This is a genomic window from Arenibacter sp. S6351L (assembly GCF_023016025.1).
In the GTDB taxonomy this organism is placed as follows: Bacteria; Bacteroidota; Bacteroidia; order Flavobacteriales; family Flavobacteriaceae; genus Arenibacter; species Arenibacter algicola_B.
Map to the genome: position 1 here is coordinate 300,331 of NZ_JALKBB010000002.1, position 24,279 is coordinate 324,609.

A 24,279-nucleotide genomic window follows, 5' to 3' on the forward strand; every position below is an offset into this window, starting at 1 on the left:
TTTCCTTAGCGTTCAATAAGAATTAACCGTTATATATTAGTCAAAATAGGTGTAATAGCTTTTTAAATGCCCATTTATACTTTCCTTGATTTTTGCACCCGTTTCGGTGTCATCAGTTTTTTGCAATAGTTCAATCTTTTGAATCAACGGATGTAAAAATACATGCAGATTATCGTGCGATGCTCCGGTCATGGTGCATTCCTTAACAATGTTATTTTTAACCCCGTTTAAACCATTTCCCAAATTTCTGTAGTCTTCCACAGAAATGGTTTTGGTTTCCGCAACGAGTTTGGCCATATCTGCTACCCCGGAGGTAGTTTCCAGATTAGCCTCCCATTTTGTTCCATTGTTTAGGGACATTTCCTCTACCCAATTGGTATTTAATTGTTGTTCACTTCCCGATGCTGTTTTAGTTAAATTGGTACCAGGGGACTTGGTATCCTCCTTTACCGCTTGTTTGCAGTTTATAAAGCTTAAGGATAGGATCGTTAAAAAGATAATCTTCGTTTTCATGATTCATATTTTTATATTGTTGTGTGTTGTTTTTGGAATTTTGATTAGGGTCAAAAGTAGAATTGCTCCCCATATGCCAACCCTAAAAGCCATTGCCTTTATGCTTTCTACCGCTACGCTTTCATTAAAAAAGTATAAATAGCCCAATACCAATAAGTGCAATAGAAGGATCGAGATTATCATTAATTTCCACTTTCTATGTTGTTTGCCTATTTGATAGGCTACCATAATGGATATAATTCCAAGAACCACGTTGTAGACCACCAACCAATCCAATACCCTATAATCCACGGAGCGTAACCCCAATAGGACCATGGAACCTGAGATTACGGATAGAATGCCGATAAGGCTTGCAAGTATGGTCGCTATGATCAAGGTCGTTTTCATTCTTCAGTAGTTTTTGAGGTGATCCACATTTCCGCCGGCATCCCTATTTTTAAACTACCGTCATTTTTAACCTTAACCTTTACCGCATACACTAGGTTTACACGCTCTTCCTTGGTCTGTATGATCTTGGGGGTAAATTCTGCTGATTCTGAAATCCAACTAATCTCACCGGGGTATGATCTCATCTCCTCACCTGCATCGATTTTTACGCTTACCTCCTGCCCAATGCGGAGGTTGGACAATTGATTTTCACTGATATAAACCCTTAAAATCATATCTTCCAGATCAGCTATTTTATACAAGGGTTTACCAAAAGCAGTTACTTCGTTGGGTTCGGCATATTTTACCAGGACCGTGCCCTTCACAGGGTTTTGAATGATGCTTTTATGGATCTGATCCTCAATTTGACGTATTTGTATTTCAATACTTTTTACCTCATTAATAATGGGCGAATTTTGGGTTTCCACACTTTTGATCTGCTCTTTAATAATGTTGATCTGTCCATTAATATCATCCAATTGTTTGGTAGTTGCGGCTTTTGCCTGCAATAGGTTCTCTATCCTAGATTTATCATTTTGGGCCACTTTTAATTGTTCCTTAAGAACTTCGCGTTGTGATAGCACGTTTCTGGATTTTGAAAAAATAGTGTTTTTGGAAGCCAACAACTGGTCTCGTTTTAGGGAGAGCTGAACGGTGTCTATAACCCCAACAACCTTATTTTGGCCCAGCACAGTGCCTTCCTCCGCATCCAGGAACAAAATTTTTCCATTGGCCTCGGCGGAAATAGTTATTTCCGTAGCTTCAAAATTACCGTAACCATCTGCCTTGTCCCCGTTGCCGGAGCATGAACCTAAAAGGCTTATAAGAAGGCTTGTCAATATTAAATATGGATGTTTCATTTTATTCAGGTATTGTTATATATCAGTTATTGTAATAGCTTCCATTCGTAATTTCATATTGAATTTTGTGCAATAGCAATTGAGTCTCATGAAGATTTAAATTGCTTTTTGCCTCATATAAATTCGTGAATTCGATAATATAGGCCGATGCCGTAATTACACCGTTGTTCAATTGTGATTCCGCCGTTTTCAAAATATCTTCGCGTAACGCTATAATCTCATTATCCGTGGAAATCAGAGCATCGATCTTATCAATTTCGGACTTGAGTTTTACCAATTCCAAATTGTTGTTCAATTCAAAGGTCTCTTTTTGGGTATCTATTATTTCCTTGTTTATTTCAAGGGATTGTTTCTCGGTCTTGGTCTTGTTCCAGTCAAAAATGTTCATATTGAGTTTTAGACCTGCCATATAAAAAGTATTAAAAGAATTATCCAACATATTTAGCCCAGGATTGCCGTAACCACCTTGGGCAAAGGCATTTAATTTAGGAAGGTTCGATTTTGAAATCAGTTTTGAGGAGTAATCGATCTGTTCCTTTTGAAGGTCGAAAAGCTCAATCTCGGGTCGTTGGGATTCGGTTTCCGATATGAAAACTGCTGGTCTTTCAAGGTGCACATCGGATGATAATTCCCTGCCAATTAGCAAGGACAGCCGTTGTAACAAATCCGATTTATTATAGCTCAACTCTATGTATTGTTGTTTTAATCTTAGGAGTTCTGCTTCAAGTGTCTTTTCTGAAGACCCCAACAAGGTGCCGTACTTTACTCCGGCTCTCACATCTTCAATACGCGCTTTTAATTGCTCCTCTTTGGCTTGAAGCAAGGCTTGGTTTTCCTGAAGCAATAAGACCGAAAGGTAGATAGAATTGACCTGACTTTTTAATCCGTATAGGCTCACCTCCAACTGTTGTTGGTTTACCTTTGATGCTGCCTCCTTCACCTTGGATGAAGCATTGATGAGGCCACCGTTATAAATCATTTGGTTTACATCCAAAGTGGCTCGATATTGATCCTTATTGGGAGGTTCTATGGTTACATTCGGAAGCTGGATCGGCAAACTTGTTACGTCGGACTGATAGGTGGCCTGGGCATTAAGATCCAGTTTGGGCAAATACCCCGTTCTTAAGGCCTCAATATCCAGTTGTACCTGATTTTCCAATAACCCAGATTGTTTGGCCAACGGATAATTCTCGGTAACAAGGTCAAAACACTCCTCCAGCCTAAGGGTCTGCTGGGCCTTTGCAACCATAGGTATGGTCAATATTAATATTAAAAAAAGTCTTTTCATGTGTTTTTGTTTATTAATTTTCAGTGGTCACATGCAACATTCAAATAGTCATTTTCCCCGTTCGTTTAAAATTGAGTATGAATGTTTCATTTTTTAATAGAATTAATTAGAAGCTCGGGAATCAAAATTTTACGTTCCTGCATCATGGATTTAAATGTTTTTTCATCCAGGTCCAATATTCCACGGACCAGGCCGGTCCCTACAAAGGAAAAAGCGGTCAGGGAAAAAAGGTTTAACAACAATTGTTTAGGGTCTATGGGCTTTATAATTCCCATCTCAATTTCCTGCGCTATCTGCTTCTTAAAGCGCGCAGGGTTAGGTGCTATTTCGGAGCCAAAAAATAAATCGGAAAACTCCGGATTGTTATTTATTTCCTGAATGAGAAAATTGGGTAGGTATGGATTCTCCATTACAAAAGAAATATAGCTATCCGTAAATTCCGTTATTTTTTCAAAAACCGTTTTATCGGAATTAAAGACCTGGTTGATATGGGGGGCAAACTTTTCAAAGGCCTGCCTAAAAACCGCCTCGAACAATTTTTGCTTGCTCTTGTAATAGTAGTGCAGCATGGCCTTGTTAATTTTTGCCTCATCCGCGATCTCCTGCATTCGGGCTCCTGCCATACCCTTCTTTTGGAATACGCTTATGGCTGCCTTTAATATATTTTCTTCTGTGCTCTGATCTTTCATTAACTAAATAGTTTAACCAAATGGTTAATAAATGTACAAATTTTTTTTAATTCCATAAGGATAATGCCACTAAATATTTGTTATTTAGTTTAATTACAGCCAATTATAAAGTATATTTTCGGGATTTTGCATGGGGTATTTAAGAAACAAATTCTATACATTATATGGTCTGAAATTGTTATTTATTCCTAAACAACCCTTGGCCTGATACGTCATTGGGTAAATTTCCTTCTTCAAGGAACAAGGACTTTCAACCTCTATAACTACAAGACCAAAAAAAATGTCTACTTATTTTTGTCAAAAACTACACTCCATATTCCACGGACCTCATTTACATTATAGCCAACGGCCATATCTTCAGGGTATAATTTTCTTAAAGTGGCCATAGTAGCAGGCTTCACCTGTTCGTTGGGTTTCCCATGGCATTGGAGACACATGGTATTTGTAGTTATGGGATAATATACCGTTACTTCTTCGTTACCAGGAACTACTACCGGATCTACTTCGATACCAGCGGCAACCTGCTCTTTAAAAGTAGCGATATACCCCAGTTCCTCTTTGTTGGCCTTGTTAAGTGGATTTCTAGGTTTATCGGAAACCCTTTTAATCTGGGCATTGTTCATAACAGAAATACTATCCGTTAATTCTATGGCCCGAAGGTTACAAAATGCTACCGCCCCCTCCGTACCTTTTTCCTGTATGGCCTTCATTAGATTTTTCCCCAGCGCAGCTTTTGTAGCCAAGGCATAACCAAGTCCTATATCGCCATAATCCGTTTGTAATCCATGTTTGGAACCTGGGCCCATTCCATTTCCCATACCTTTACCTTTACCCATTCCTTTGCCTTTGCCCATTCTTCTACCATGCTCCCTCTGAAAATGTTCATCGAACCATTCGGGTTGTGCAATTTCATAGTCATACATGTATTCAGCAATCAGGCTAATGGTTTCTTCAGGATAGGGTTGATAGGGCATTATCCCAAATCGATTTAGTGCACCGGGCATTTTGGATTTTTCCTCCTGTGGATCATTAATCCAACCCACAATAGCTTCTATAAACTGTTCCTTGGTCGTTGTTGAATCGATATAGTGCTTCTTAATGGCCACCATGGGAGGCGCAATCATGCTGACTTCCGATGCTTTAGGATTGTGACATAAATAGCACTCTGTTTCAATAATCTTTTTACCTGGATGTATCTTTTCCTGATCGGCCGATGAGTTTGCTACCTTGGTTTCTAACGGTTTAGTTTCCGTTTTTTTTGCCTCCTTACAACTTACTAGGGTCATTAAAAGGATTGTAAAGAAAGATAGATACTTCATAAAGCTAATATTTTTGGATTTATTCCTTCATCATCTTTCCCGCGGCACAGCTAAGAAAGGATTTGGCCTTGTCACCCAAGCCGTTTTTGGCATCCACTGTAGGATAGCCCAAAGCTTTAAGGGTATCCCTTAGCTTTTGTGTGGCCTCAACGTTGTTGGATTCAAAAGATACCGTTCCAGTGTTTACATCCACCATAACCTCCGTGATATTCTCCAATTCCGATAATTTGGTGGTAATTGTTTTAGCGCAACCACCACATTTTATATTTTGAACACTTAGAGCTAATTTCATAGCGTTAATTTAAGCCTAATTTATAAATTCTAGTCAGTAAGCATATTATCTCCAAGACATGTAGCCACCCTTTAGGTCATATACTTTTTCAAAACCCATACCTATCAATTTATGCGCCGCTCTCTGACTCCTGGCACCGGAACGACAATATAGGTACAAGGGCTTATCCTTGGACATTTTTTCACAGTATTTTTCAAAGTTTGCTGCATTAAAAAAATCCACATTAATGGCATTTTTTATATGGCCGCCACCATATTCATTAGGCGTACGAACATCTATGAGTTGTACTTTTTTACCCGCTATGGCCGCTGAAAAGTCAGCTTGACTCAATATTTCAATTTTATCCGATTTCTCTTTGCTTGTTCCGAAAAGTGTACTAAAAATAGACATATTATTTCTTTTTTGAGTTATTCCAAGGTAATTGTTTAAAAAAGGAAACCGCCACCTTTTACAATGACCGTTTCCTTATACAACCAACCAAAACATTTATAGTGTAAAGATAGGCCAGGCATTTAATGTCCACAGCAACTTTTGTTACACTCCCGCATTTTCCATAAAAAAGTTTTGCTCCAACAAATAGATTAACTTCCAGAGAGTTTAAACGCAAGTATTACCGCCCTCAAACAACAAAGGGATATAAAATGCATACCCCAAATAAGTGCCGAAATACCCATAGGGATCCAGTCCCAGACTTATAAGAAGTACACTTTGCAATTGCCATATAATATATATTACTTAATATGCATTATATATTAACCCAAAGTAATATTTAATTGGTTTTATTGATTAAAATAAGTTAATATTATTGCATTAATCGAATAAAGAAAGAATCAACGTGCTTAATGCCCCTTCTTAACGAACAACCAAGAGTATAGAGGGCCGGATGCAATTAAAGATAAAATCATTTCGACCAAAAACTTAAATGCTCACAAATAGGAACTAGCCATGTTTAAATATTGTTTATTGCCCTTGGTTTCAGTTTTCATTTTTATAAACCATGGCCTGCTTGCCCAAAAAGTAAATCAATTCCCAAAGAAAACAGACCCCCTACATAAAAAGGTGGAAATGTTTGACAGGTTGATGCTTGGAAACCATTGGAACGAAGGTGCCATAATGCAACATGTTATTTTTCCACCTGCCGGACTGGAGCAGCCCATTATAGGTTCCCAGGCCGATTGCCTTGATCCCACTTCTGAAATGCTGGCTGCCTACTCCCATAAGTACGCTATAACCGGAGACCCAAAGGACAGGAAAATAGCCAATGACATCTTCGAGGCCATACTAAAATTGGAAAAAGTAACCGGTGTTGAAGGATTGGTGGCGCGCAGTTTCAATAGGACCAACGAACCGCTTTGGCACGAAGAGGTTTTTTGGTACCATGAATGGCACCAATCGTCATCCATGCCCGGTTACCGATGGTTGGGTGATTTAAGTGCCGATAAATTCACTTCTATTTTTTACGGTGTAGGAACTTTTTGGGAACTATGTGCGGATGCAGAATACAAGGAGAAAGCAGCAGGCCTCCTAGATCGATTTATAGGGCGGGTAGTGGACAACAACTTTAAACTTACGGATCTCGACGGAAAAATGACCTTGTGGGGCAACTTTTGCCCTAACCTTCCGCACCAAGAACTCAACTCTTTGGAAATGTTGGCCGCGCTAAAGGTAACCCATCATATTACTGGAAAGGAACGGTACAATGCCGCATACCACATGCTTATAGACCGCTATCATTATGACGACCACCAAATTAATTCCAAAATACTATTCCCTAAAGAATGGCGGAATGTAGGGGACGACTACCACGCTGCCCGTTCCCTCTATATGATTATGCGTTTAGAAACCGATCCCAGTCTACTCAATAAATACCGAATGAATTTAAACAGACATTGGTACGATTGGAAGGATATAGAATTTACATGGGAAAGCAATATCTGGTTCTTAATGGTCTATAAGGTACTCACAGGAGAGGACATTTTTACCGAAGAGAAAAAGCAGGGCATAAAGGACATGTGGGGATTTGAACGCAATACCAGGGAATTCAAAATTCCACAAAAAGATGGCAGTTTTAAAATGGTTCGTTCCGAGGAAGAACGAACTGCCGCGGCCATGATCCGAAATTATTGGTTTGGTAGGTATTACGGTATTATTGATGAAAAATGGTAATCACAAAAAATAGGAAGCGTATGAAATCTTGTTTAACACTCCTAACTTTTTTAATACATATACTTTATCTAACAGGGCAAGAAAAGCCAACTCCTCCCGAAGGAATGGTTTATGTTCCCGCCGGCGAATTCATTATGGGAAGCACTTATGGCGATCCGGATGAAAGGCCCCAACAAATTGCAAGTACAAAGGCGTACTTTATAGACAAATACGAGGTTAGCAATACGGAGTTTGCCAAATTTGACCCCACTTTTAAATTCCCCCCGGAAAAAAAGAACAATGCCGCAGTAGTGACATGGTCTAAAGCGGATGCCTATGCTAAATGGGCTGGTAAACGTTTGCCCACTGAAAAAGAATGGGAAAAGGCGGCTCGCGGTATCGACGGCCGTGTATTTCCTTGGGGAGATACCTATGACAACACTTATGTTGTGTGGGACCAAAAAGAGACACGCGGAACTTCCATTGCCAAACCTGCGAGCCCTTATGGTTGCTATGACATGGCTGGAAGTGTGTGGGAATGGACATCGGACTGGTATAAACCCTACCCTGGCAACGAGGTGCCTATGGAGCAATATGGCGAAACCTACAAAGTAATGCGGGGCGGATCCAATTTTAACAACCACTCCTTTATTCGTACCTCACAACGCTATTATGTGTTACCAGAAAAAATACACGTATACCCTGTTGGAATACGATGTGTAAAGGACATAAATTAGAACAACGCCCCTATAAAAAGTATTTTAATATAAAAATGTCGCACAAGATGAAAAGACAATTAAAATTTTGGCTGGTAATGGTTGGTATTGGCAGTATGCTGTCTTGCGAAAAGGAACAGCCTAAAACCTTGGACCTTTCCCAAGCAAACATTGTGATATCGGCCCAGATTAAATCTCCGATCCAAGAAACGGCGGCTAACATCCTAGTGGAAGAAATTAAAAACCGAACCGAACTTCAACTTGGATTAAATAATAATTGGGATTCCAAAACTACCATTGCCTTAGCCTTGGCCAATGAAAACGAATTGTTCGGAACAAAAGTGCCGACCCGCGATGGCGAAAATAACCCCGAATTAAAAAAAGAAGGCTATCGCATTTACCATGAACACCACGGGGACAAGAATACTCTTTGGGTTATTGGTGCGGATACAAGGGGTATTCTTTATGGCATTGGCAAACTACTGCGAACCGCTAAAATGAGTAAGGACCAAATAACACATAGCCCTAACATTGATTTTTCCGAAGCTCCGGAATACCCCCTTCGCGGACATCAGTTTGGGTATCGGAATACCGCCAACTCATGGGACTCCTGGACCGTGGAACAGTTTGATCAGCACTTTAGGGAACAAGTAGTTTTTGGTGCCAATAGTTTTGAAAATATTCCATTTCAAGAAGCCGATTCAAGTCCCCACTTTAAAGTAGACCCGCAGGTCATGGAGGTGGAATTAAGCAAAATATGCGAGAAATACGCTGCCGATTATTGGGTCTGGACGCCAGCTCCTCATGACCTCACCGTAAAAAATGCCCATGAGGACGGACTTGCAGAGCAAGAGGCCTTTTATGCAAAATGTCCAAGATTGGACGGTGTATTTGTTCCTGGAGGTGACCCGGGTGAAAACCATCCTGCGCAGCTAATACCCTATTTAAATGACCTGTCGGAAATATTGCACAAATACCATCCAAATGCCGGTATTTGGGTTTCCCTACAGGGTTTTAATAAGGAAAAAGTGGAATATTTTTTTAATTACCTAAAATCTGATAGTCCTGATTGGCTTAAAGGGGTTGTTTATGGACCAAGTAGTCCGCCCATAGATTTGGAACGGGAAATGTTGCCAAAAAAATATCTGCACCGCTTTTACCCAGATATTACCCATACCGTTAGGTGTCAGTATCCAGTTGATAATTGGGATCAGGCTTATGGATTGACCTTGGGAAGGGAGCCTATTAACCCACAACCACTCATGTACAACCAACTTTTTAGGAGAGACACCAAATATACCGATGGCTTTATTACCTATTCCGATGGTTCCCATGACGACGTTAATAAAGTTTTATGGAGCCAATTGGGTTGGGATTCCAAGAAAAACCCCAAAGATATCATCTATGAATACACTCAATTCTTCTTTGGCCCAGAGGTAGCCGAGGAAGCCGCCCAAGGCATATTTGACTTGGAAAAAAATTGGGACGGGCCCATTTTGGAAAACAATTCCATTAAAGAAACCCTAGCATTGTGGAAAGGCTTGGAAGAAAACAACCCCGATCTGGCAAATAATTGGAGATGGCAACAATTAATAATGCGCGCCTATTATGACGCCTATATTCAAGACCGACTTGCCTACGAAAAAAGACTGGAAGACGAAGCATATGAAATACTGGCCAAGGCCAATACCATTGGGGCGGATAAGGCTATGAACGATGCCCTTAAACACATTAATAAAGCGGATACCGAATTGGTTTCCCAAGACCTTAAGGAAAAGGTTTTTGAATATGGCGAGAAACTATTTCAATCCATTGGAGCACAGACCAGCGTGGAGAAATATCAGGCACGTAGTGCAGAAAGAGGGGCTATTTTGGATTTTATAGATTATCCCTTGAACAATAGATGGTGGTTGGAGGACGAATTTAATAAAATTGGCAAATTAAAATCGGAAGCAGAAAAGCTAGCGCGATTGGAATTTATTAAAAACTATGAGTCTCCCGGGGAAGGCAGTTTTTACGACAATATTTCCAGTGCGGATGCCAAGCATGTAACCTCCAAAACCGATGATGCCATAGACTTCCTATGGGAAAATGATGGCTTAAGTAGAAAGCGGCTCTCTACCCAATTGTTCCAATTTACCCCTACCTTGGAATACAATGATCTGGATCCCGATTCCAATTATTTAATCCGTGTTTCAGGTTATGGAGAGGCCCTATTAAGAGCCAATGGAGAACGCCTAAAACCTACCAAATATGAAAAAGGTTTTGAGGAGTTTAAGGAATTTCCCCTCCCTAAAAATCTGATCAAGGATGGCAAATTAAATGTCAGCTTTGACAAGCCCGATGAGGAACATTTGAATTGGAGAAAACAATCCCGGGTAACCGATGTCTGGCTTATTAAACAAAAATAGCATGTTGGCCCAAAAAAAGCTCTTCACACTAAAAGGAATTGTTACGGTGCTCAACACCCCTTTTACCAAAGAGGACACCATTGACCACGCAGCCCTAAAGAACAATGTAGAGGAAGCATTAAAGGCCGGAGTTGCGGGTATATTGGTGCCGGCAATGGCCGCAGAAGTATATAAATTATCCCATTCGGAAAGATTGGAAATGCTATCGACAGTATTGGAAACCGTAGGGGACAGGATCCCAGTTATTGGAGGTGCAGGGGAAAAGGATCTATCCAAAAGCAAGGAGCTTCTAAAGGCCTATATGAACCTAGGTTGTAGGAATGTTCTATTCCAGATTCCGTTTATCGAGGAGCAACAGTTCAGAAATCATTTTATGGAATTGGCAGCCCTTGATCCGGAAATGATCATGTTACAGGATTGGGATGCTACCGGATATGGTCTATCGGATGAACTTATAGTTGATTTATTTGAAAAAGTGGCTGCATTCCAATGTTTAAAAATAGAAACCGTTCCTGCGGGGCCCAAATATTCAAGAATTTTAGAACTGACCCAAGGCAAATTAAACCTAAGTGGAGGTTGGGCCGTTACCCAAATGATGGAAGGGCTACAAAGAGGTGTACATGCCTTTATGCCCACTGGAATGCATTTCATTTACACCACAATAAATCGACTATTTGAAGAAGGGAAGATTGCAGAGGCAGAAGCCTTGTTCGAGAAAATAATTCCCGTATTGGCGTTTTCCAATCAACATCTGGATATCTCCGTACATTTTTTTAAACGGTTATTGTATCGACAAGGCATTTACAACACCCCCAATGTTCGCAATCCTATCCTTCCCTTTGATACCGTACATAAAAAATTGGCAGACAAACACATAGAAAAGATAATTAAGCTTGAAAACCGGCTTAAAGCCCAAAAGTCCAATATTTATTGACCTTGAATATACCCTTGATAAATGCGGCCTAAACAATTTCTGACAAAACTATGGGATAAAAGACACAATGGTCAATATATTATCTGTTTTAAATAATATAGTTGTGGTACACCCCTGCCTTTTAAATTTACTTTGTTCTCACTAAAGAAAATATATGGCATTAGAATTAAAAGGGATCATTCCCCCAATGGTCACCCCTCTTAACGCAGACGGTGGTTTAGATGATAAAGGATTGGAAAAACTTATAGAGCACCTTATTACTGGCGGTGTACATGGTATATTCCTCTTGGGCACCAACGGAGAAGCCCCCAGTCTTAGTTATGCATTGCGCAAAGAGCTTATTACAAAGGCTTGTAAATATATCCGTGGTAGGGTTCCGGTACTGGTTGGAATAACCGATACCTCCTTTAACGGATCCTTGGACATTGCAGCCCACTCCAAAGAAGCCGGAGCAGATGCCGTGGTGGTAGCCCCTCCTTATTATCTTCCAATTTCACAGGAAGAAATGATCGACTATTTGCAGCGTTTAATTCCACAATTGTCCTTGCCGGTCATGATGTACAATATGCCAAGCTGTACCAAACTACACCTTTCCTTGGAGACCGTAAAAAAGGCTAAGGAATTAGGTGCCATAGGTATCAAGGACAGCTCGGGTGATATGTCCTATTTCTACTCACTTATTGAAGCTTTTAAGGAGACTCCGGAATTTTCCATCATTGTAGGAACAGAATTGTTTTTACCGGAGACTATAATTTATGGTGGGTATGGGGCCGTAGCTGGTGGTGCAAATTTTCTGCCAGAGTTATTTGTTGATCTATATAACGCCTCTGTGGCCAATAATTTAGAGGATATAAAAATACTACGTAACAAGGTGGCATTTGTTAACAGCACCATTTATTGTGTAGGCAAGAATGCCTCCAGAATTACCAAGGGTATAAAATGTGCCCTATCCGTAATGGGCATTTGTGAGGACCATATGGCACTACCGTTGCGAAAATTTGAAAATAGGGAACGCCAGAAGGTAAAACAATTCATTGACCAGTTCGAAAGTTCAAAAGTCATATAAAAAAAGGAATGGACAAAAAGCTAAAATGGGGTATTTTGGGCACTGCCCATATTGCTACGGAGCAAGTAATTCCGGCAATGCTCAACTGCCTACATGGTGATGTTCATGCAATTGCCTCAAGAAATTTGGTCAAGGCAAAGGATATATCCGAGCGATTTAAAATTCCAAAATTTTACGGGTCCTACGAGGAATTACTAGACGATAAGGAGGTAGATGCTGTCTATATTCCTCTCCCCAACCATCTTCATGTAGCTTGGGCTATAAAAGCTTTGGAAGCTGACAAGCATGTGTTGGTAGAAAAACCTGTTGGGCTATCCAGTAAGGAAGCCCAAAAATTGTTGCAGGAAACTAAAAAGTACCCGCACTTAAAGGTGATGGAAGCCTTTATGTACAGGCATCATCCCCAATGGATAAAGGTTAAGGAATTAGTGGACCAAAAGGTTATAGGTGACATTAAAACCATTCAATCTTCTTTCTCCTTTTATGAAGATGACCCCAATAGTATTGTAAACAGCAAGGAGTTCGGGGGTGGTAGTTTAATGGATATTGGATGCTACCCTATTTCCCTCTCCCGTTTTTTGTTCAATTCGGAACCCAAAAGTATTTCCGCGGTAATAGACTATCACCCAGATTTCAAGGTAGATGTTTTAGCTTCAGGAATATTGGAGTTTGAAACTGGGACTTCAGTATTCTTCAGCTCAACACAATTGGCGTACAATCAACAGGCACAAATTTTCGGAACCATAGGAAATATAAAATTTGAACTTCCTTTTAACCCCCCTATAGATAGGCCTTCCAAAATATGGGTCACTATAGACGATGAGTGCCAAACCATAGAATTTGATATCTGTAATCAGTACACTATTCAGGCAGATCTTTTTGCACAGGCCATAAAAAATAATACACCAGTGCCTACTCCCCTAGAGGATGCGGTTAAAAATATGGTCGTAATTGAAAAGTTGGAGGAAAGCAATTTAAAGGGACAACGGATACCCATGTAGACTATTTTTGTCCCTTTTATACTAGTTCAACAGTTCTTTTAAGGTCCAATAGTTTTTCCTGTCCGGATTTTTGGCACGGATATCCCTAACCTCATTTTCACGGACCATAGACGCACTGTTCATGGCACGGATGTAAGTAGCTACTTGGCCGATCCACTCATCGTCATTGGAGCCCATTGGTAGCATAATGCCATACTCCTTTCCATCTACTGGACCGGTTAATCCGTTTAATAGGATACTTACAAGTACATCCTTATTATCCGTTACCCTCGGTGAACCAATTAAGGAAGGTGCTATCAGGGAATTTTCTCCATTTGGAACCCCTTTTAAATCAGGGCCATGACAGGTAACACAGGTCTGCCTATAAATGTCGTATCCGGCCAAGGCCGTCATTTTATGAATTCTACTACTGTTAGCAATTCTTTCCTTGAATTTCAGAAAATCGGAATCCTTGGCTTTTATTCCAAGGCCAATGGAAGCAGTCACTATTTCATTATCCTCGTATTGCTTACTTATGGAACTTGATAGTTCTTCAGCTTCCTCACTATTGGAATAGCGCAAACTCAGTGCCAACTGATTTACCACATTAATATCGACATCCTTTTGCAATTTGGCCAATGCCTTTAAAATTACTTGATCGTCCTTCTTTAAAAATTCCTCGCTTAAGCGGACAGCTGCTATACGGACCCTGGGATCAACATCGTTTAGCTTCTCTAGAATAAGTGATTTATCCACAATACCTATACCCTCCAACGTCCAAAGGGCATGAACCCTTTGGAGCGCATAATCCTTATCCCCAAAGTTATCTGTCCAAAAGGACTCATTATTCTTGGCTATTTCCTTCAGCTTGGGAACAACTCCCATATCTCCTTTTATTATAATAAGCTTTTGGGCCGTATTCCTATACCAACCGTTGGGGTGTCCTAAATAATCCACTAGTTCACCTGCAGATTTATCCAAAAGATTTGGTTTTGCTGCCGGTTTTATATCTTCATGGACTATACGGTATATTCTTCCCCTACCTATGTTCTTGTCCAATCCTTTGCGAAGAATTACTGGTCTTAAATGACTTCCTTCCCTGGTCCAGTTACCTTCCTGGATAATACCACGGTACATATCCACGATGTAAAGACTTCCATCCGGCCCTGTTTGTGCCTGAACAGGTCTAAAGTTCAAATCCGTGGACGCCAGAAACTCGGCCTCATCATAGGCATTGTACAGCACTTTTTTTCCGTTCTCATTTTTTATTTTTGCCCTACGTACCAATCTGCCTACGGGTTCCGGAATAAATAAATCGCCATAGGTGGATGGCGGTAATTTATCACCCCTAAATATTTCTTGTCCCGCAACCCCTGTAAATTTATTAAGGGTACCATCTGGCTTTAACCTTAATTCTGCACCTCCCTGAACATCAGGGGTGCCAACCACTGGCCATGGTTCCATGAATCCCTCTGAAATCTGTCCCTCAGGGTTTAAATCACCATATATAGGAGGTATTTGAAAATTATATGCCGCTATTTCAGATCCTGCAGAAGAATAATACATATTTCCCAAATCGTCCTGGGTTAGCCCCCATTGTCCGCTGGAACCACCGACCAAGGAATCTACTTGAACACCGTCTTTGTTAAACCTAAACCGTAATGGATTGTAAGTGGTATACACCCAATTATCCAAGTTCCATACCAAACCACTCTGTTGGTGCTCAAGGTTACCTCCCCTCCTTTTTGGATTTTCATAAACCCTGATTTTTTCGTCCGCCACCCCATCATTATCAGTATCCCTATAACTCCATAGATCATAGGAGTAGGTTTCATTTACAATAAGTCGGTCATCGAGAGGCAAAATCATCCTAGGTAATAATAGACTGTCAATAAAGACGGTACTCTTATCCATTTTTCCATCGCCATCCAAATCTACCAGAAGTTTTATCTGACTAGTAGGTTCATCTTCACCAACTGCATCTACATTTTGCATATAAGTGTCCATTTGGGCCACATACATTTTTCCATTCCCGTCCCAAGCTATGGCCACCGGTTCATTTACCATAGGTTCGGATGCCACCAGTTCTATCTTATATCCTTCGGGCAAATAAAATTTTTCAAGACTTTCCTCGGGGGAAAGAAAATCTGACGGAGCCTCCCTTACAATTTCCGGTTTTACATAAATCTTATCCTTGTATTCCTTTTTACCACAACTAACTATCGCCAATAGAAGAAAGCCAAAAAAAATTTTATTCATAATTAATCAACTTGTTATTCAAATATTTCTAGTCTCGCCAAATTTAACTTTAATATTTGAATCATTTGCCTTCATTTGGAGGTCTCTTGTGCCAATAGGAGGCTAAAATAGACCCGGTTATGTTCATCAAGGGTCCAAAAACGGCCGGTGCCAGACCCATTGTGGCTATCTTGCCCAATGAATTTGCAATGCCCGAAGCAAGGCCGCCGTTCTGCATCCCGACTTCCAAGGCGATGGTACGGGCATCCTGCTCATTTAATCTCAATAGTCGGGCATACCAATACCCTAGCATATAGCCAAATAAATTATGGATGAGTACCAATAGCATTAAGATTCCGCCGATATCCAAAAGGCTATCCCTTCCTGCTGCCGTTATCACCACAATTATAAGACCTATACCCAACATGGAAATTACAGGAAGTGCCTTGTCCAACCATTTCCCTTTCTCTCCCCTCAATTGGTTAATCAGTAATCCAACTCCAAGAGGCAAAATAATCATCTTTACAATACTCCACATCATGTCCAACACATCTATTTCAATAAATTCCCCGGCCAAGAACTTCATAAGTAGTGGTGTTACAAAGGGCGCAAGAAGTGTTGAGATGGAAGTAATTGTGATGGAAAGTGCCAGATTGGCCTTCGCCAAATAGGCCATTACATTGGATGCCACCCCACTGGGGGAACACCCTATCAGCACAATTCCCGCGGCTATCTCCGGTGGAAAATTACTGTATTTTGCCAGAACAAAACCCATGATGGGCATTATACCCAACTGTGCCGTGACACCGACCATTACCCCTTTGGGCGACTTGATAACTTCTGCAAAATCGCCTAGTTTCATGGAAGTTCCCATACCGAACATAATCAGTTGGATCAAGGGTATGATCAGTGCGGTAAGTTTAAAATCGCCTATCTGCAAAAAGTATTGGGGGTAATATAGCGCCAAGGCTACTCCGGCAAATATGGAGGCTGTAAAAACATAACTGTTCAGGGACTTATATCCACTGAAGCCAAAGGCAAGAAGGGCAAAAAAGGCCATTATTAAAAGTCCGGCATATTCAATATTATGGGTAAAGATCATGCCCAAAATTGCCAACAGCAATATGGCGGCCATGCCAAGACAAATGGAATAAATATTCAATTTTTTCAAAATAGTTTGGTTTAGGTTATTATGGTTCTAGTTGGGCAATTTATAGGCCTGTCTGGCCAAAAGTCTGAGCTTGCCGTCCTTCCCTTTTTGATAGACCTGCATATTGCCAATACGAACATCCACAGCCTCCCCGGCATTGGTGCCCTTGGCCAAAAAAATGTGTCTAACAATTGCTGTATTCCCTGAAATATGAATCGTCTGATCTGCAGCTTCCAATGTCAAAAAATCGAATGGCCCGTTCACTAAATCATCTATAAATTCGTCCCTATTTTGAATAAGTCCGCTCGAATGACCATAGGTAAGTTCCTCTGAACACAGGGTTTCCATAAGTTCCGCGGTGGGGTTTACCATAACTTTATTAAAGGTGGAAACGGCCCGTTGTACTTCATCGATGGTAATTTGAACTTCTTCTTCCCCCATAACCCCGGTTGTGCTTTGATCCACATTTTGCTTACAGCCAACCAAAACTAACAATGGGATAACGGCCATGATCCAGCTGCTCTTTACACTTATTATTAATTTACGTGCTGCCATTACCATGTCCTTTTACTTAAAATCTTATTCAAAGTTTCCTTGGACATTTTTACCAATTCTGGATGTTTATCCAGCCATTCAAAGAATTCCGCTTTTAGCTTTTCGTTCCAATCACTATCTATTTCTCCTGTAGAATATTTTTTGGTCTTTACCATCTCAAAACCAAACTGGTCCTTAAGAGCTACAAACTCTGCGGTACCCACTACCTGTTCGGCCAAATGAGCAGGAATGAACAGTACACCTTCCCTTTTGGCAAGGACAAGATCTCCGGGCAAGACCATTACCTGACCGATGCGTATTGGGGTGTTGAGCCCCATTAGTACTTCTTCCTCCAAAAAGGATGGGTGAAAATCCCGGACAAATGCATTGAATCCTTTTATCTGGCTTATGCTTTCCAGATCCCTTGCACTGCCATTAAAAACCACTCCATTGCCCGACTTACTGTAAATGGAAGTTGCCAGGGTAGCACCCATAAGTGTACCTGCATCAATCTTGCCAAAGCTATCGGCCACATAAACGTCGCCTTTAGTGAGTACCTCAATGGGCCATGAATTGGTATTTCCCTTCCTACCCTGCGAATTTATTCCCCTTTCCTTGATATTTTTTTCCACATCGGGCCTACTGGGCATAAACAGGGCAGTAAGTGCCCTGCCTACAACAGGAACCTCATCGTGTACCATTTTCCAATTGCCCTCGAACTGATTTTTATATCCTTCGTTTTCAAGGACCGTCCATGCATCATCGATACCAATTTTTTTTGCCCGTTCCAAAAGATCGTCCGGAATTTTTGGGCGGCCGTCATCAAAGCGTTCCCCTTTCCATTCGGAGGTCAGGAAAATCAATTCCTCCTTGGGAATGGTCTGTCCAAAAACAACGGAATTCAGTGTAAGAAAGCAAAGGAACTGTAAAATTATATTGAACTTCATAATCCTTAAATGTTTATACCTCTTTTAGTCCAGTGCAGCTATACAGTCCATTTCAACCAAAGAATTACCAGGTACTCCCCCATAGGTCGCCACGGTGGTCCTTACTGGAGGGTTTGGTCCGAAACGGCCCCTAAACACCTCGTTCATTCCCTTATAATCTGCCAAATCTGCCAAATAAACATTCACCTTGAGCACCTTTTCCATGGAAGAACCATGTTTTTTCAGTTCCTTTTCCAACTCTTGCAATACAATTTCGGTATGTGCCTTGATCTCAAAAGGTTCCACATGTGCGCCTTTACCAGCAATATAAAGAGTATTCCCGTGTTTTACGCCTCCTGAAAATAATGGAATATCTTGATCCATAACGATGTCACCTACGACTTCTTTTTTTGGTTTTGAACCCCCGTCCATTGCCCTAGCGGTGGCGCCTATTCCAAACATAGCTGCCAAACCCATTCCTAATTTTTTAAAAGATGCTCTTCTTGTTGTTTTGTTTTCCATGGTTTAAAAATTTATGATTATCTGTGTTCTGTATTAATATTTTGAATTGTGGACAATGATACTCCAAACCCGTAAACGCTTGTTTTTGAACAATCTATTGCCGGAAACATGAATATATGAAAATTTCTCCATCCTAAATTAACTGCCCATACAATTGTTGAACCACATATTAGGAAACCAGAATTTTAGAGCCTTGGCAGATCCTACCAAAACAACCATACATTGGTATTACTGCTATAATAGATACTTAAAATCTACTTATTCATTACAAATTCCCTTCCTGGATGTTCTGTCTCAAAGGTTTCAAAATTACCATTGTCCTGAAGTGTTATAAAGGCCATAGTACCGTCTTTTCCTCCAAAGGCAATATTGGAAGGGGTTTTGCCCTTTAACTGGATTTCCTTTAGAATTTTGCCTTGGGGCGACACCTTGACCACAGTTCCTTTTCCATGCCGAGTGATGTAAAGATTACCTTTTACATCCGTGCGCATACCATCCATTCCGAAATCCTCAAATTTAATAAGCAGGCGCTTATTGCTTATTTCCCCAGTTAGAGAAAGGTCGTAGGCCCAAACATTGCGTTGCACCGATTCGTTTACATAAAGTGTTTTGTTGTCCGGACTAACCTCTATCCCGTTGGTGGTTCCCATATTCCCTTCCAATAGAGTTACGGTACCATCGGTATCTATTCTCCATATTTGTCCCTTCGAATTTTTCCAGTCGGGATCACTGGCGAAAAGTATATCATTGTCCATTATTGCAACATCATTCGGCTGGTTCATGGCTTCATTATGGGCAAAAACACTAATCTCTTTAGAATCCATGTCCACCTTTAATATGTTATGTTTTGTATAATCTGCTATGAACATATCGCCCTTGCTATTGAAACGGATTCCATTACCAATACTACCCTCGGGGAGATTAACAAATAGGGATGCTTCGCCTATGGAATCAACCCTACCAATGGTTCCCGTCCTTTCAAAATTAACGGCATACAATACCCCGCCGGCATCCACCGCAGGACCTTCAATTCCAGACGGAAATAGGGCAGGTTTGGTAAATTCCCTACTTTGGTACAATCCCTTTTTTTGCTCAACACCAATATCCTCAGAGCCTTTTTTCGCGGTATTTTCCCGTTTTTCCTTACATCCTACAATAGATAGTACTAAACAAAAGGCGGACAGTTGGCATTTAATAAAAGAACTTGACTTGTAATTCATTTTCATTTGGATAAAGAAGACCGTTAGCAATTAATTATTCCCGCTCACTTAAAATCCTATTTTTAGAGGATATAGTGCTTATGAAGACACAAGCGCCTGCCAACCAATTGCATGTTTACTAGGCCAGCGATGATCAAGAGAAATTGTACTTTTAAATATACATATTTAAGTAACATAGCGACAACGGAATTTTACATTGGTAGAAATCCATGCCACTTTACCTAAAATATAGGTACTCCTTGCTTACTAATTAAACCATATTTAAGAATGAGATCAGGATGGGAGTCGCAAAAAATTATTTAGAAAATTGAATTAACTTTGGAATATTATGAAAATCCAATCGAATAATCACCAAACATTTTACAAAAGTATCAACCCAATAATCACACTCGGTGTATCCATATCCTATTGTAATGACCAATTAAAGACCAATTCTTAACTAAATATCACAAAAGACTAACCATTAAATAATGACCAATAAAATACAAATACTGACTTCCATAGTTATATTATCCCTTGCAATAGGTTGTGGCAATAAAAAACCTAAAAAAAGCAATGCCCAAACCTTTGATATTGATAAGCAACTTTCTTATTGTGCGCAACAAGCTACCAAGACCTTGACTCTTATACCCAAAGATGGCAAGAGCCTTCCAAGAAACATAGCCCCCGATAGCCAAGAATGGCGATTTATAAACTATAAGGATTGGACCAGTGGTTTTTGGCCGGGAACCCTGTGGTATCTCTATGAAAATACCAATGATCAAAAATGGAAGGAACAAGCCGACACATACAGTAGGTATCTCACCCCCCTTTCGGTTACTCCGGCATTGGATCATGATCTTGGTTTTCAGGTCTTCAACAGTTTTGGAAATGGATATAGACTAACTGGAAATCCTGAATACAAGGAAATTATACTTAAAACCGCGGATACCTTGGCTACTTTGTTCAATCCAAATGTAGGTACTATTCTCTCATGGCCACGAGAAGTTCCCAATATGGAATGGCCGCAGCACAATACCATTATGGATAACATGATTAACTTGGAACTTTTGTTCTGGGCTTCAAAAAATGGCGGTGACAAATCCTTATATGACATTGCAGTAAGTCATGCCGATAAAACCATGAAAAATCATTTTAGACCAGATTATACTTCCTATCATGTAGTGGTATACGACCGGGAAACAGGGGAAAAAATTAAAGGGGTTACCCATCAAGGATATGCCGACGATAGTATGTGGGCCCGCGGACAGGGTTGGGCTATTTATGGCTATACCATGGTGTACAGGGAAGTACGGGATGAGAAGTATCTGGACCTTGCCCAAAAGACCGCAAAGGCTTATCTGGACCGCCTACCTAATGACCTTATCCCTTATTGGGATTTTAATGCCCCCAACATTCCCAACGAACCAAGGGATGCCTCGGCAGCAGCCTTGGTCTCATCAGCGCTTTTGGAACTTTCTACCTTCACCAAAGATTCAATTCTTGCCAAAAATTATTTGGACAAAGCCGAAAAAATGCTTGTAGAACTATCCAACAACTACCAAAGCCAAGATAAAAATTCAGCATTTTTACTGCATTCCACAGGTCACAAGCCCAATGGCAGCGAAATTGATTACTCCATTAACTACGCAGATTACTATTACGTAGAGGCATTGCTAAGGTTAAAAAAGCTTAAGGCCGGAATTCCTTTGACCGCAACCCTTGTAACCAAAACCAAATAAAAAAATTACAGTCCAATCCAATAATTATGAATAGAAAACCAATATATACCGCCTTTGCGGTAGCCATAGCAGCGATTCTTGTTGTGGGCTGTGCCCCAAAAAAAGACAAGACCCAAAAAAAACCAAACTTCCTCTTCGTATTGGTCGATGATCAATCTCCCTTCGATCTAAAGACGTATGACCCCAATTCCATTCTGGAAACCCCAACTATAAACGAACTGGCCAAACAAGGTGTTGTTTTTGAAAGTGCCCGCCACATGGGTGCAGCATTAGGTGCGGTATGTACACCATCTAGACATATGATCATGACCGGTAGAACCTTATGGCATTTGCCTAAAAGTTCGGGATATAAAGAAAGTGTGGCTCCCGATAGTTTAGACCAGCAATCTATAGCTGCAGTTTTTAATAGGGCCGGGTACAAAACCATGCGCACTTGTAAAAAAGGAAACTCCTATGCCGCAGCCAATAAGCAGTTTACTGTAGTACATGATGCCACCAAACGTGGAGGCACGGAAGAATCAGGAAGTGCTTGGCATGCAGAGCAAGTATTAAACTATCTAAGTGATAGGGAGGAAACCCAGGAGAAAGACCCCTTTTTCATATACTTTGGTTTTTCGCATCCGCACGATACGCGCGACGGTACCCCCGAACTTCTGGAAAAATACGGAGCCACAAACCATACCGATCAAAATAGTCTTCCCCCTGCCAGCCCAAAACAGCCCCAATTACAGGAAAACTACCTAAATGCACATCCTTTCTTTCATGGCCACCCGGAACTCAGGGATGAGGAACGTGTAAGTGGTGTATGGAAAAATAGGGATGAACAAACAGTCCGCAACGAATTAGGTCGTGAATATGCCTGTTCCGAAAATATAGATATTCAATTGAATAAAGTGCTGGCTAAACTTGAGGCTTCAGGTGAGTTGGACAATACCTACATTATTTATACTTCAGACCATGGCATGTCTATTGGTCGCCATGGATTAATGGGAAAACAAAATTTATACGAGCACACATGGCGTGTACCCTTTATTGTTAAAGGCCCCGGATTGGAAGCTGGCAAACGCGTTAAAGGAAATATTTATCTTTTGGATGTGCTGCCCTCCTTATGTGAACTGGCCGGGATAGAGACCCCTGCTACAGTGGAAGGAAAAAGCTTTGTCCCAGTTCTAAAAGGCGAAAAAGAGGTGGTAAGAGAAGTAATGTACGGGGTATATGCAGGAGGTACCAAACCGGGCATGCGCACGGTGAAAAAAGGGGATTGGAAATTAATAAAGTATGATGTTATGGACGGGGCAGTCAGGGAAACCCAACTTTTTAACCTTGCTGAAAACCCAAACGAATATTTACCAGAGCATAATAAGTCTGAAGAAATGCAAACTAATCTGGCAAATAATCCCAAATACAATGATAAATTAAAGGAAATGGAGGCACTACTGCTAGAACAAATGGTGGCCCATGATGATCCCTATAGACTGTGGGATCAAAAATCCAATTAGTAATTTACCTTTAAGAGGAGTGTAGGCGTGCTATTAATTTCAGAATACTTCGGAAATAAAGCCCCTAATATTGAAGTTTTATGAAACAAACCAGCCTATCACTTTTGTTAGTTATGTTGCTTTCAGTGGCCTATCCCCAAACAGAAAAGAAGTTAGTCATTAACGATACTCTTCGGGCCATAGCATCATTGCTCCATAAAGATAATTTCAAAAACGGATTGGAGAATTGGAAGGTGGAGCAGATGCCCGGCGGTATCGTTACCAATACCAAAGGAAAACTGGAAATTACCGATGTGGCCGGTTGTACCATTTGGTTACAAAAACAACTGGAAGGTCCCATTATGATCCAATATGATGCCTATGTAATAGACGAAGGTGGACCCCAAGATCGTGTTTCAGATCTTAATTGTTTTTGGATGGCCAAGGACCCTGAAAATCCTAATGATCTTTTTGGCAATTCAGAAAAGAGGGGAGGAAAATTTAGCAATTATGACAGCCTACGACTTTACTATATGGGAGTTGGCGGACACGACAATACCAAAACCCGCTTTAGAAGGTACCTAGGTAATGGTGATAGACCGTTGTTACCAAAGCATGATCTTTCGGAATCAAAATTTCTGATAAAGCCAAATAAAGTCACAAAGATCAAGATTATAGCGTATGACGGAATTATTCAATATTACCGCGATGGCCAATGCATTATTGATTTTTATGACCCTTCTCCATACACAAGCGGTTATTTTGGTTTTAGGACGGTAAATAACCATATGACCATTGATAATTTTAAAGTCTTCCGTTTGGAATAAAAAAATAAGCCCTGCAACCAAATT

General features: G+C 40.6%; 23 protein-coding genes. 9 read left to right on the plus strand and 14 right to left on the minus strand.

Translation table 11 applies throughout. From position 1 onward, the window contains the following. Window positions 1-36 precede the first annotated feature (36 nt). The 8 genes from MWU82_RS03190 to MWU82_RS03225 form a co-directional block, all read right to left on the minus strand. Window positions 37-513 carry a hypothetical protein gene (locus MWU82_RS03190; RefSeq protein WP_215949306.1) on the minus strand — a complete coding sequence of 159 codons (477 nt, stop codon included), beginning with the start codon at window positions 511-513 and terminating at the stop codon, window positions 37-39. A gap of 3 nt (window positions 514-516) precedes the next feature. Further along, entirely contained in the window at window positions 517-900 is a 384-nt protein-coding gene (locus MWU82_RS03195) for a hypothetical protein (protein ID WP_215949305.1), read from the minus strand. Further along, the gene (locus MWU82_RS03200) at window positions 897-1,799 is read right to left on the minus strand and encodes an HlyD family efflux transporter periplasmic adaptor subunit (RefSeq protein WP_215949304.1); all 903 of its coding nucleotides are present in this window, start codon (window positions 1,797-1,799) and stop codon (window positions 897-899) included. Before MWU82_RS03200 ends, MWU82_RS03195 begins: the two co-directional genes overlap by 4 nt. A gap of 22 nt (window positions 1,800-1,821) precedes the next feature. Continuing rightward, window positions 1,822-3,087 (minus strand): TolC family protein, encoded by a 1,266-nt coding sequence (locus MWU82_RS03205; RefSeq protein WP_247095192.1) that lies wholly within the window; start codon window positions 3,085-3,087, stop codon window positions 1,822-1,824. 86 nt (window positions 3,088-3,173) lie between these two features. Then, window positions 3,174-3,776 (minus strand): TetR/AcrR family transcriptional regulator, encoded by a 603-nt coding sequence (locus MWU82_RS03210; RefSeq protein WP_215949302.1) that lies wholly within the window; start codon window positions 3,774-3,776, stop codon window positions 3,174-3,176. Window positions 3,777-4,060: 284 nt separating this feature from the next. Beyond that, complete coding sequence (locus tag MWU82_RS03215; RefSeq protein ID WP_247095193.1) at window positions 4,061-5,095, minus strand: DUF3365 domain-containing protein; 1,035 nt, start codon at window positions 5,093-5,095, stop codon at window positions 4,061-4,063. A 19-nt stretch (window positions 5,096-5,114) separates the two neighbouring features. Then, a complete protein-coding gene (locus tag MWU82_RS03220; RefSeq protein ID WP_247095194.1) occupies window positions 5,115-5,387 on the minus strand; it encodes a heavy-metal-associated domain-containing protein in 273 nt (90 codons plus the stop codon). A gap of 45 nt (window positions 5,388-5,432) precedes the next feature. Then, on the minus strand, window positions 5,433-5,777 hold the full coding sequence (locus MWU82_RS03225) for a rhodanese-like domain-containing protein (protein ID WP_247095195.1): 345 nt from the start codon (window positions 5,775-5,777) through the stop codon (window positions 5,433-5,435). Between the two features lie 555 nt (window positions 5,778-6,332). Here MWU82_RS03225 and MWU82_RS03230 point away from each other — a divergent pair. The 6 genes from MWU82_RS03230 to MWU82_RS03255 all read left to right on the plus strand — a co-directional run bounded on the left by MWU82_RS03230 (window position 6,333) and on the right by MWU82_RS03255 (window position 13,660). Beyond that, a complete protein-coding gene (locus MWU82_RS03230; RefSeq protein WP_247095196.1) occupies window positions 6,333-7,553 on the plus strand; it encodes a hypothetical protein in 1,221 nt (406 codons plus the stop codon). Between the two features lie 20 nt (window positions 7,554-7,573). Then, window positions 7,574-8,269, plus strand: coding sequence for an SUMF1/EgtB/PvdO family nonheme iron enzyme (locus MWU82_RS03235; RefSeq protein WP_215949297.1), 696 nt, complete (start codon window positions 7,574-7,576; stop codon window positions 8,267-8,269). A gap of 47 nt (window positions 8,270-8,316) precedes the next feature. Continuing rightward, entirely contained in the window at window positions 8,317-10,659 is a 2,343-nt protein-coding gene (locus tag MWU82_RS03240) for an alpha-glucuronidase family glycosyl hydrolase (RefSeq protein ID WP_247095197.1), read from the plus strand. 1 nt (window position 10,660) lies between these two features. Further along, entirely contained in the window at window positions 10,661-11,593 is a 933-nt protein-coding gene (locus MWU82_RS03245) for a dihydrodipicolinate synthase family protein (protein WP_247095198.1), read from the plus strand. Window positions 11,594-11,747: 154 nt separating this feature from the next. Beyond that, complete coding sequence (locus tag MWU82_RS03250; protein WP_247095199.1) at window positions 11,748-12,659, plus strand: dihydrodipicolinate synthase family protein; 912 nt, start codon at window positions 11,748-11,750, stop codon at window positions 12,657-12,659. A gap of 8 nt (window positions 12,660-12,667) precedes the next feature. After that, on the plus strand, window positions 12,668-13,660 hold the full coding sequence (locus MWU82_RS03255; protein WP_247095200.1) for a Gfo/Idh/MocA family oxidoreductase: 993 nt from the start codon (window positions 12,668-12,670) through the stop codon (window positions 13,658-13,660). Window positions 13,661-13,681: 21 nt separating this feature from the next. Here the strand turns inward: MWU82_RS03255 and MWU82_RS03260 are convergent, their stop codons facing one another. The 6 genes from MWU82_RS03260 to MWU82_RS03285 form a co-directional block, all read right to left on the minus strand. Then, the gene (locus tag MWU82_RS03260; protein ID WP_247095201.1) at window positions 13,682-15,898 is read right to left on the minus strand and encodes a c-type cytochrome; all 2,217 of its coding nucleotides are present in this window, start codon (window positions 15,896-15,898) and stop codon (window positions 13,682-13,684) included. 61 nt (window positions 15,899-15,959) lie between these two features. Further along, window positions 15,960-17,048 carry a bile acid:sodium symporter family protein gene (locus MWU82_RS03265; protein ID WP_247095202.1) on the minus strand — a complete coding sequence of 363 codons (1,089 nt, stop codon included), beginning with the start codon at window positions 17,046-17,048 and terminating at the stop codon, window positions 15,960-15,962. A gap of 27 nt (window positions 17,049-17,075) precedes the next feature. Beyond that, window positions 17,076-17,582, minus strand: a complete 507-nt coding sequence (locus MWU82_RS03270; protein ID WP_247095203.1) for a nuclear transport factor 2 family protein — start codon at window positions 17,580-17,582, stop codon at window positions 17,076-17,078. After that, window positions 17,582-18,508 (minus strand): RraA family protein, encoded by a 927-nt coding sequence (locus MWU82_RS03275; protein ID WP_247095204.1) that lies wholly within the window; start codon window positions 18,506-18,508, stop codon window positions 17,582-17,584. The genes MWU82_RS03270 and MWU82_RS03275 overlap by 1 nt, the downstream gene beginning before the upstream one ends. A 24-nt stretch (window positions 18,509-18,532) precedes the next feature. Continuing rightward, window positions 18,533-19,009, minus strand: coding sequence for a RidA family protein (locus MWU82_RS03280; protein ID WP_215949289.1), 477 nt, complete (start codon window positions 19,007-19,009; stop codon window positions 18,533-18,535). 254 nt (window positions 19,010-19,263) lie between these two features. Next, entirely contained in the window at window positions 19,264-20,229 is a 966-nt protein-coding gene (locus MWU82_RS03285; RefSeq protein ID WP_247095205.1) for an SMP-30/gluconolactonase/LRE family protein, read from the minus strand. Window positions 20,230-20,699: 470 nt separating this feature from the next. On the opposite strand from MWU82_RS03285, the gene MWU82_RS03290 reads away from it, so the two are divergent. The 3 genes from MWU82_RS03290 to MWU82_RS03300 all read left to right on the plus strand — a co-directional run bounded on the left by MWU82_RS03290 (window position 20,700) and on the right by MWU82_RS03300 (window position 24,255). Beyond that, on the plus strand, window positions 20,700-21,950 hold the full coding sequence (locus MWU82_RS03290) for a glycoside hydrolase family 88 protein (protein WP_247095206.1): 1,251 nt from the start codon (window positions 20,700-20,702) through the stop codon (window positions 21,948-21,950). Between the two features lie 26 nt (window positions 21,951-21,976). Next, a complete protein-coding gene (locus MWU82_RS03295) occupies window positions 21,977-23,449 on the plus strand; it encodes a sulfatase-like hydrolase/transferase (RefSeq protein WP_247095207.1) in 1,473 nt (490 codons plus the stop codon). A gap of 80 nt (window positions 23,450-23,529) precedes the next feature. Continuing rightward, window positions 23,530-24,255: a DUF6250 domain-containing protein gene (locus MWU82_RS03300; RefSeq protein WP_247095208.1), complete on the plus strand. Its 726-nt coding sequence runs from the start codon at window positions 23,530-23,532 to the stop codon at window positions 24,253-24,255. Window positions 24,256-24,279 lie beyond the last annotated feature (24 nt).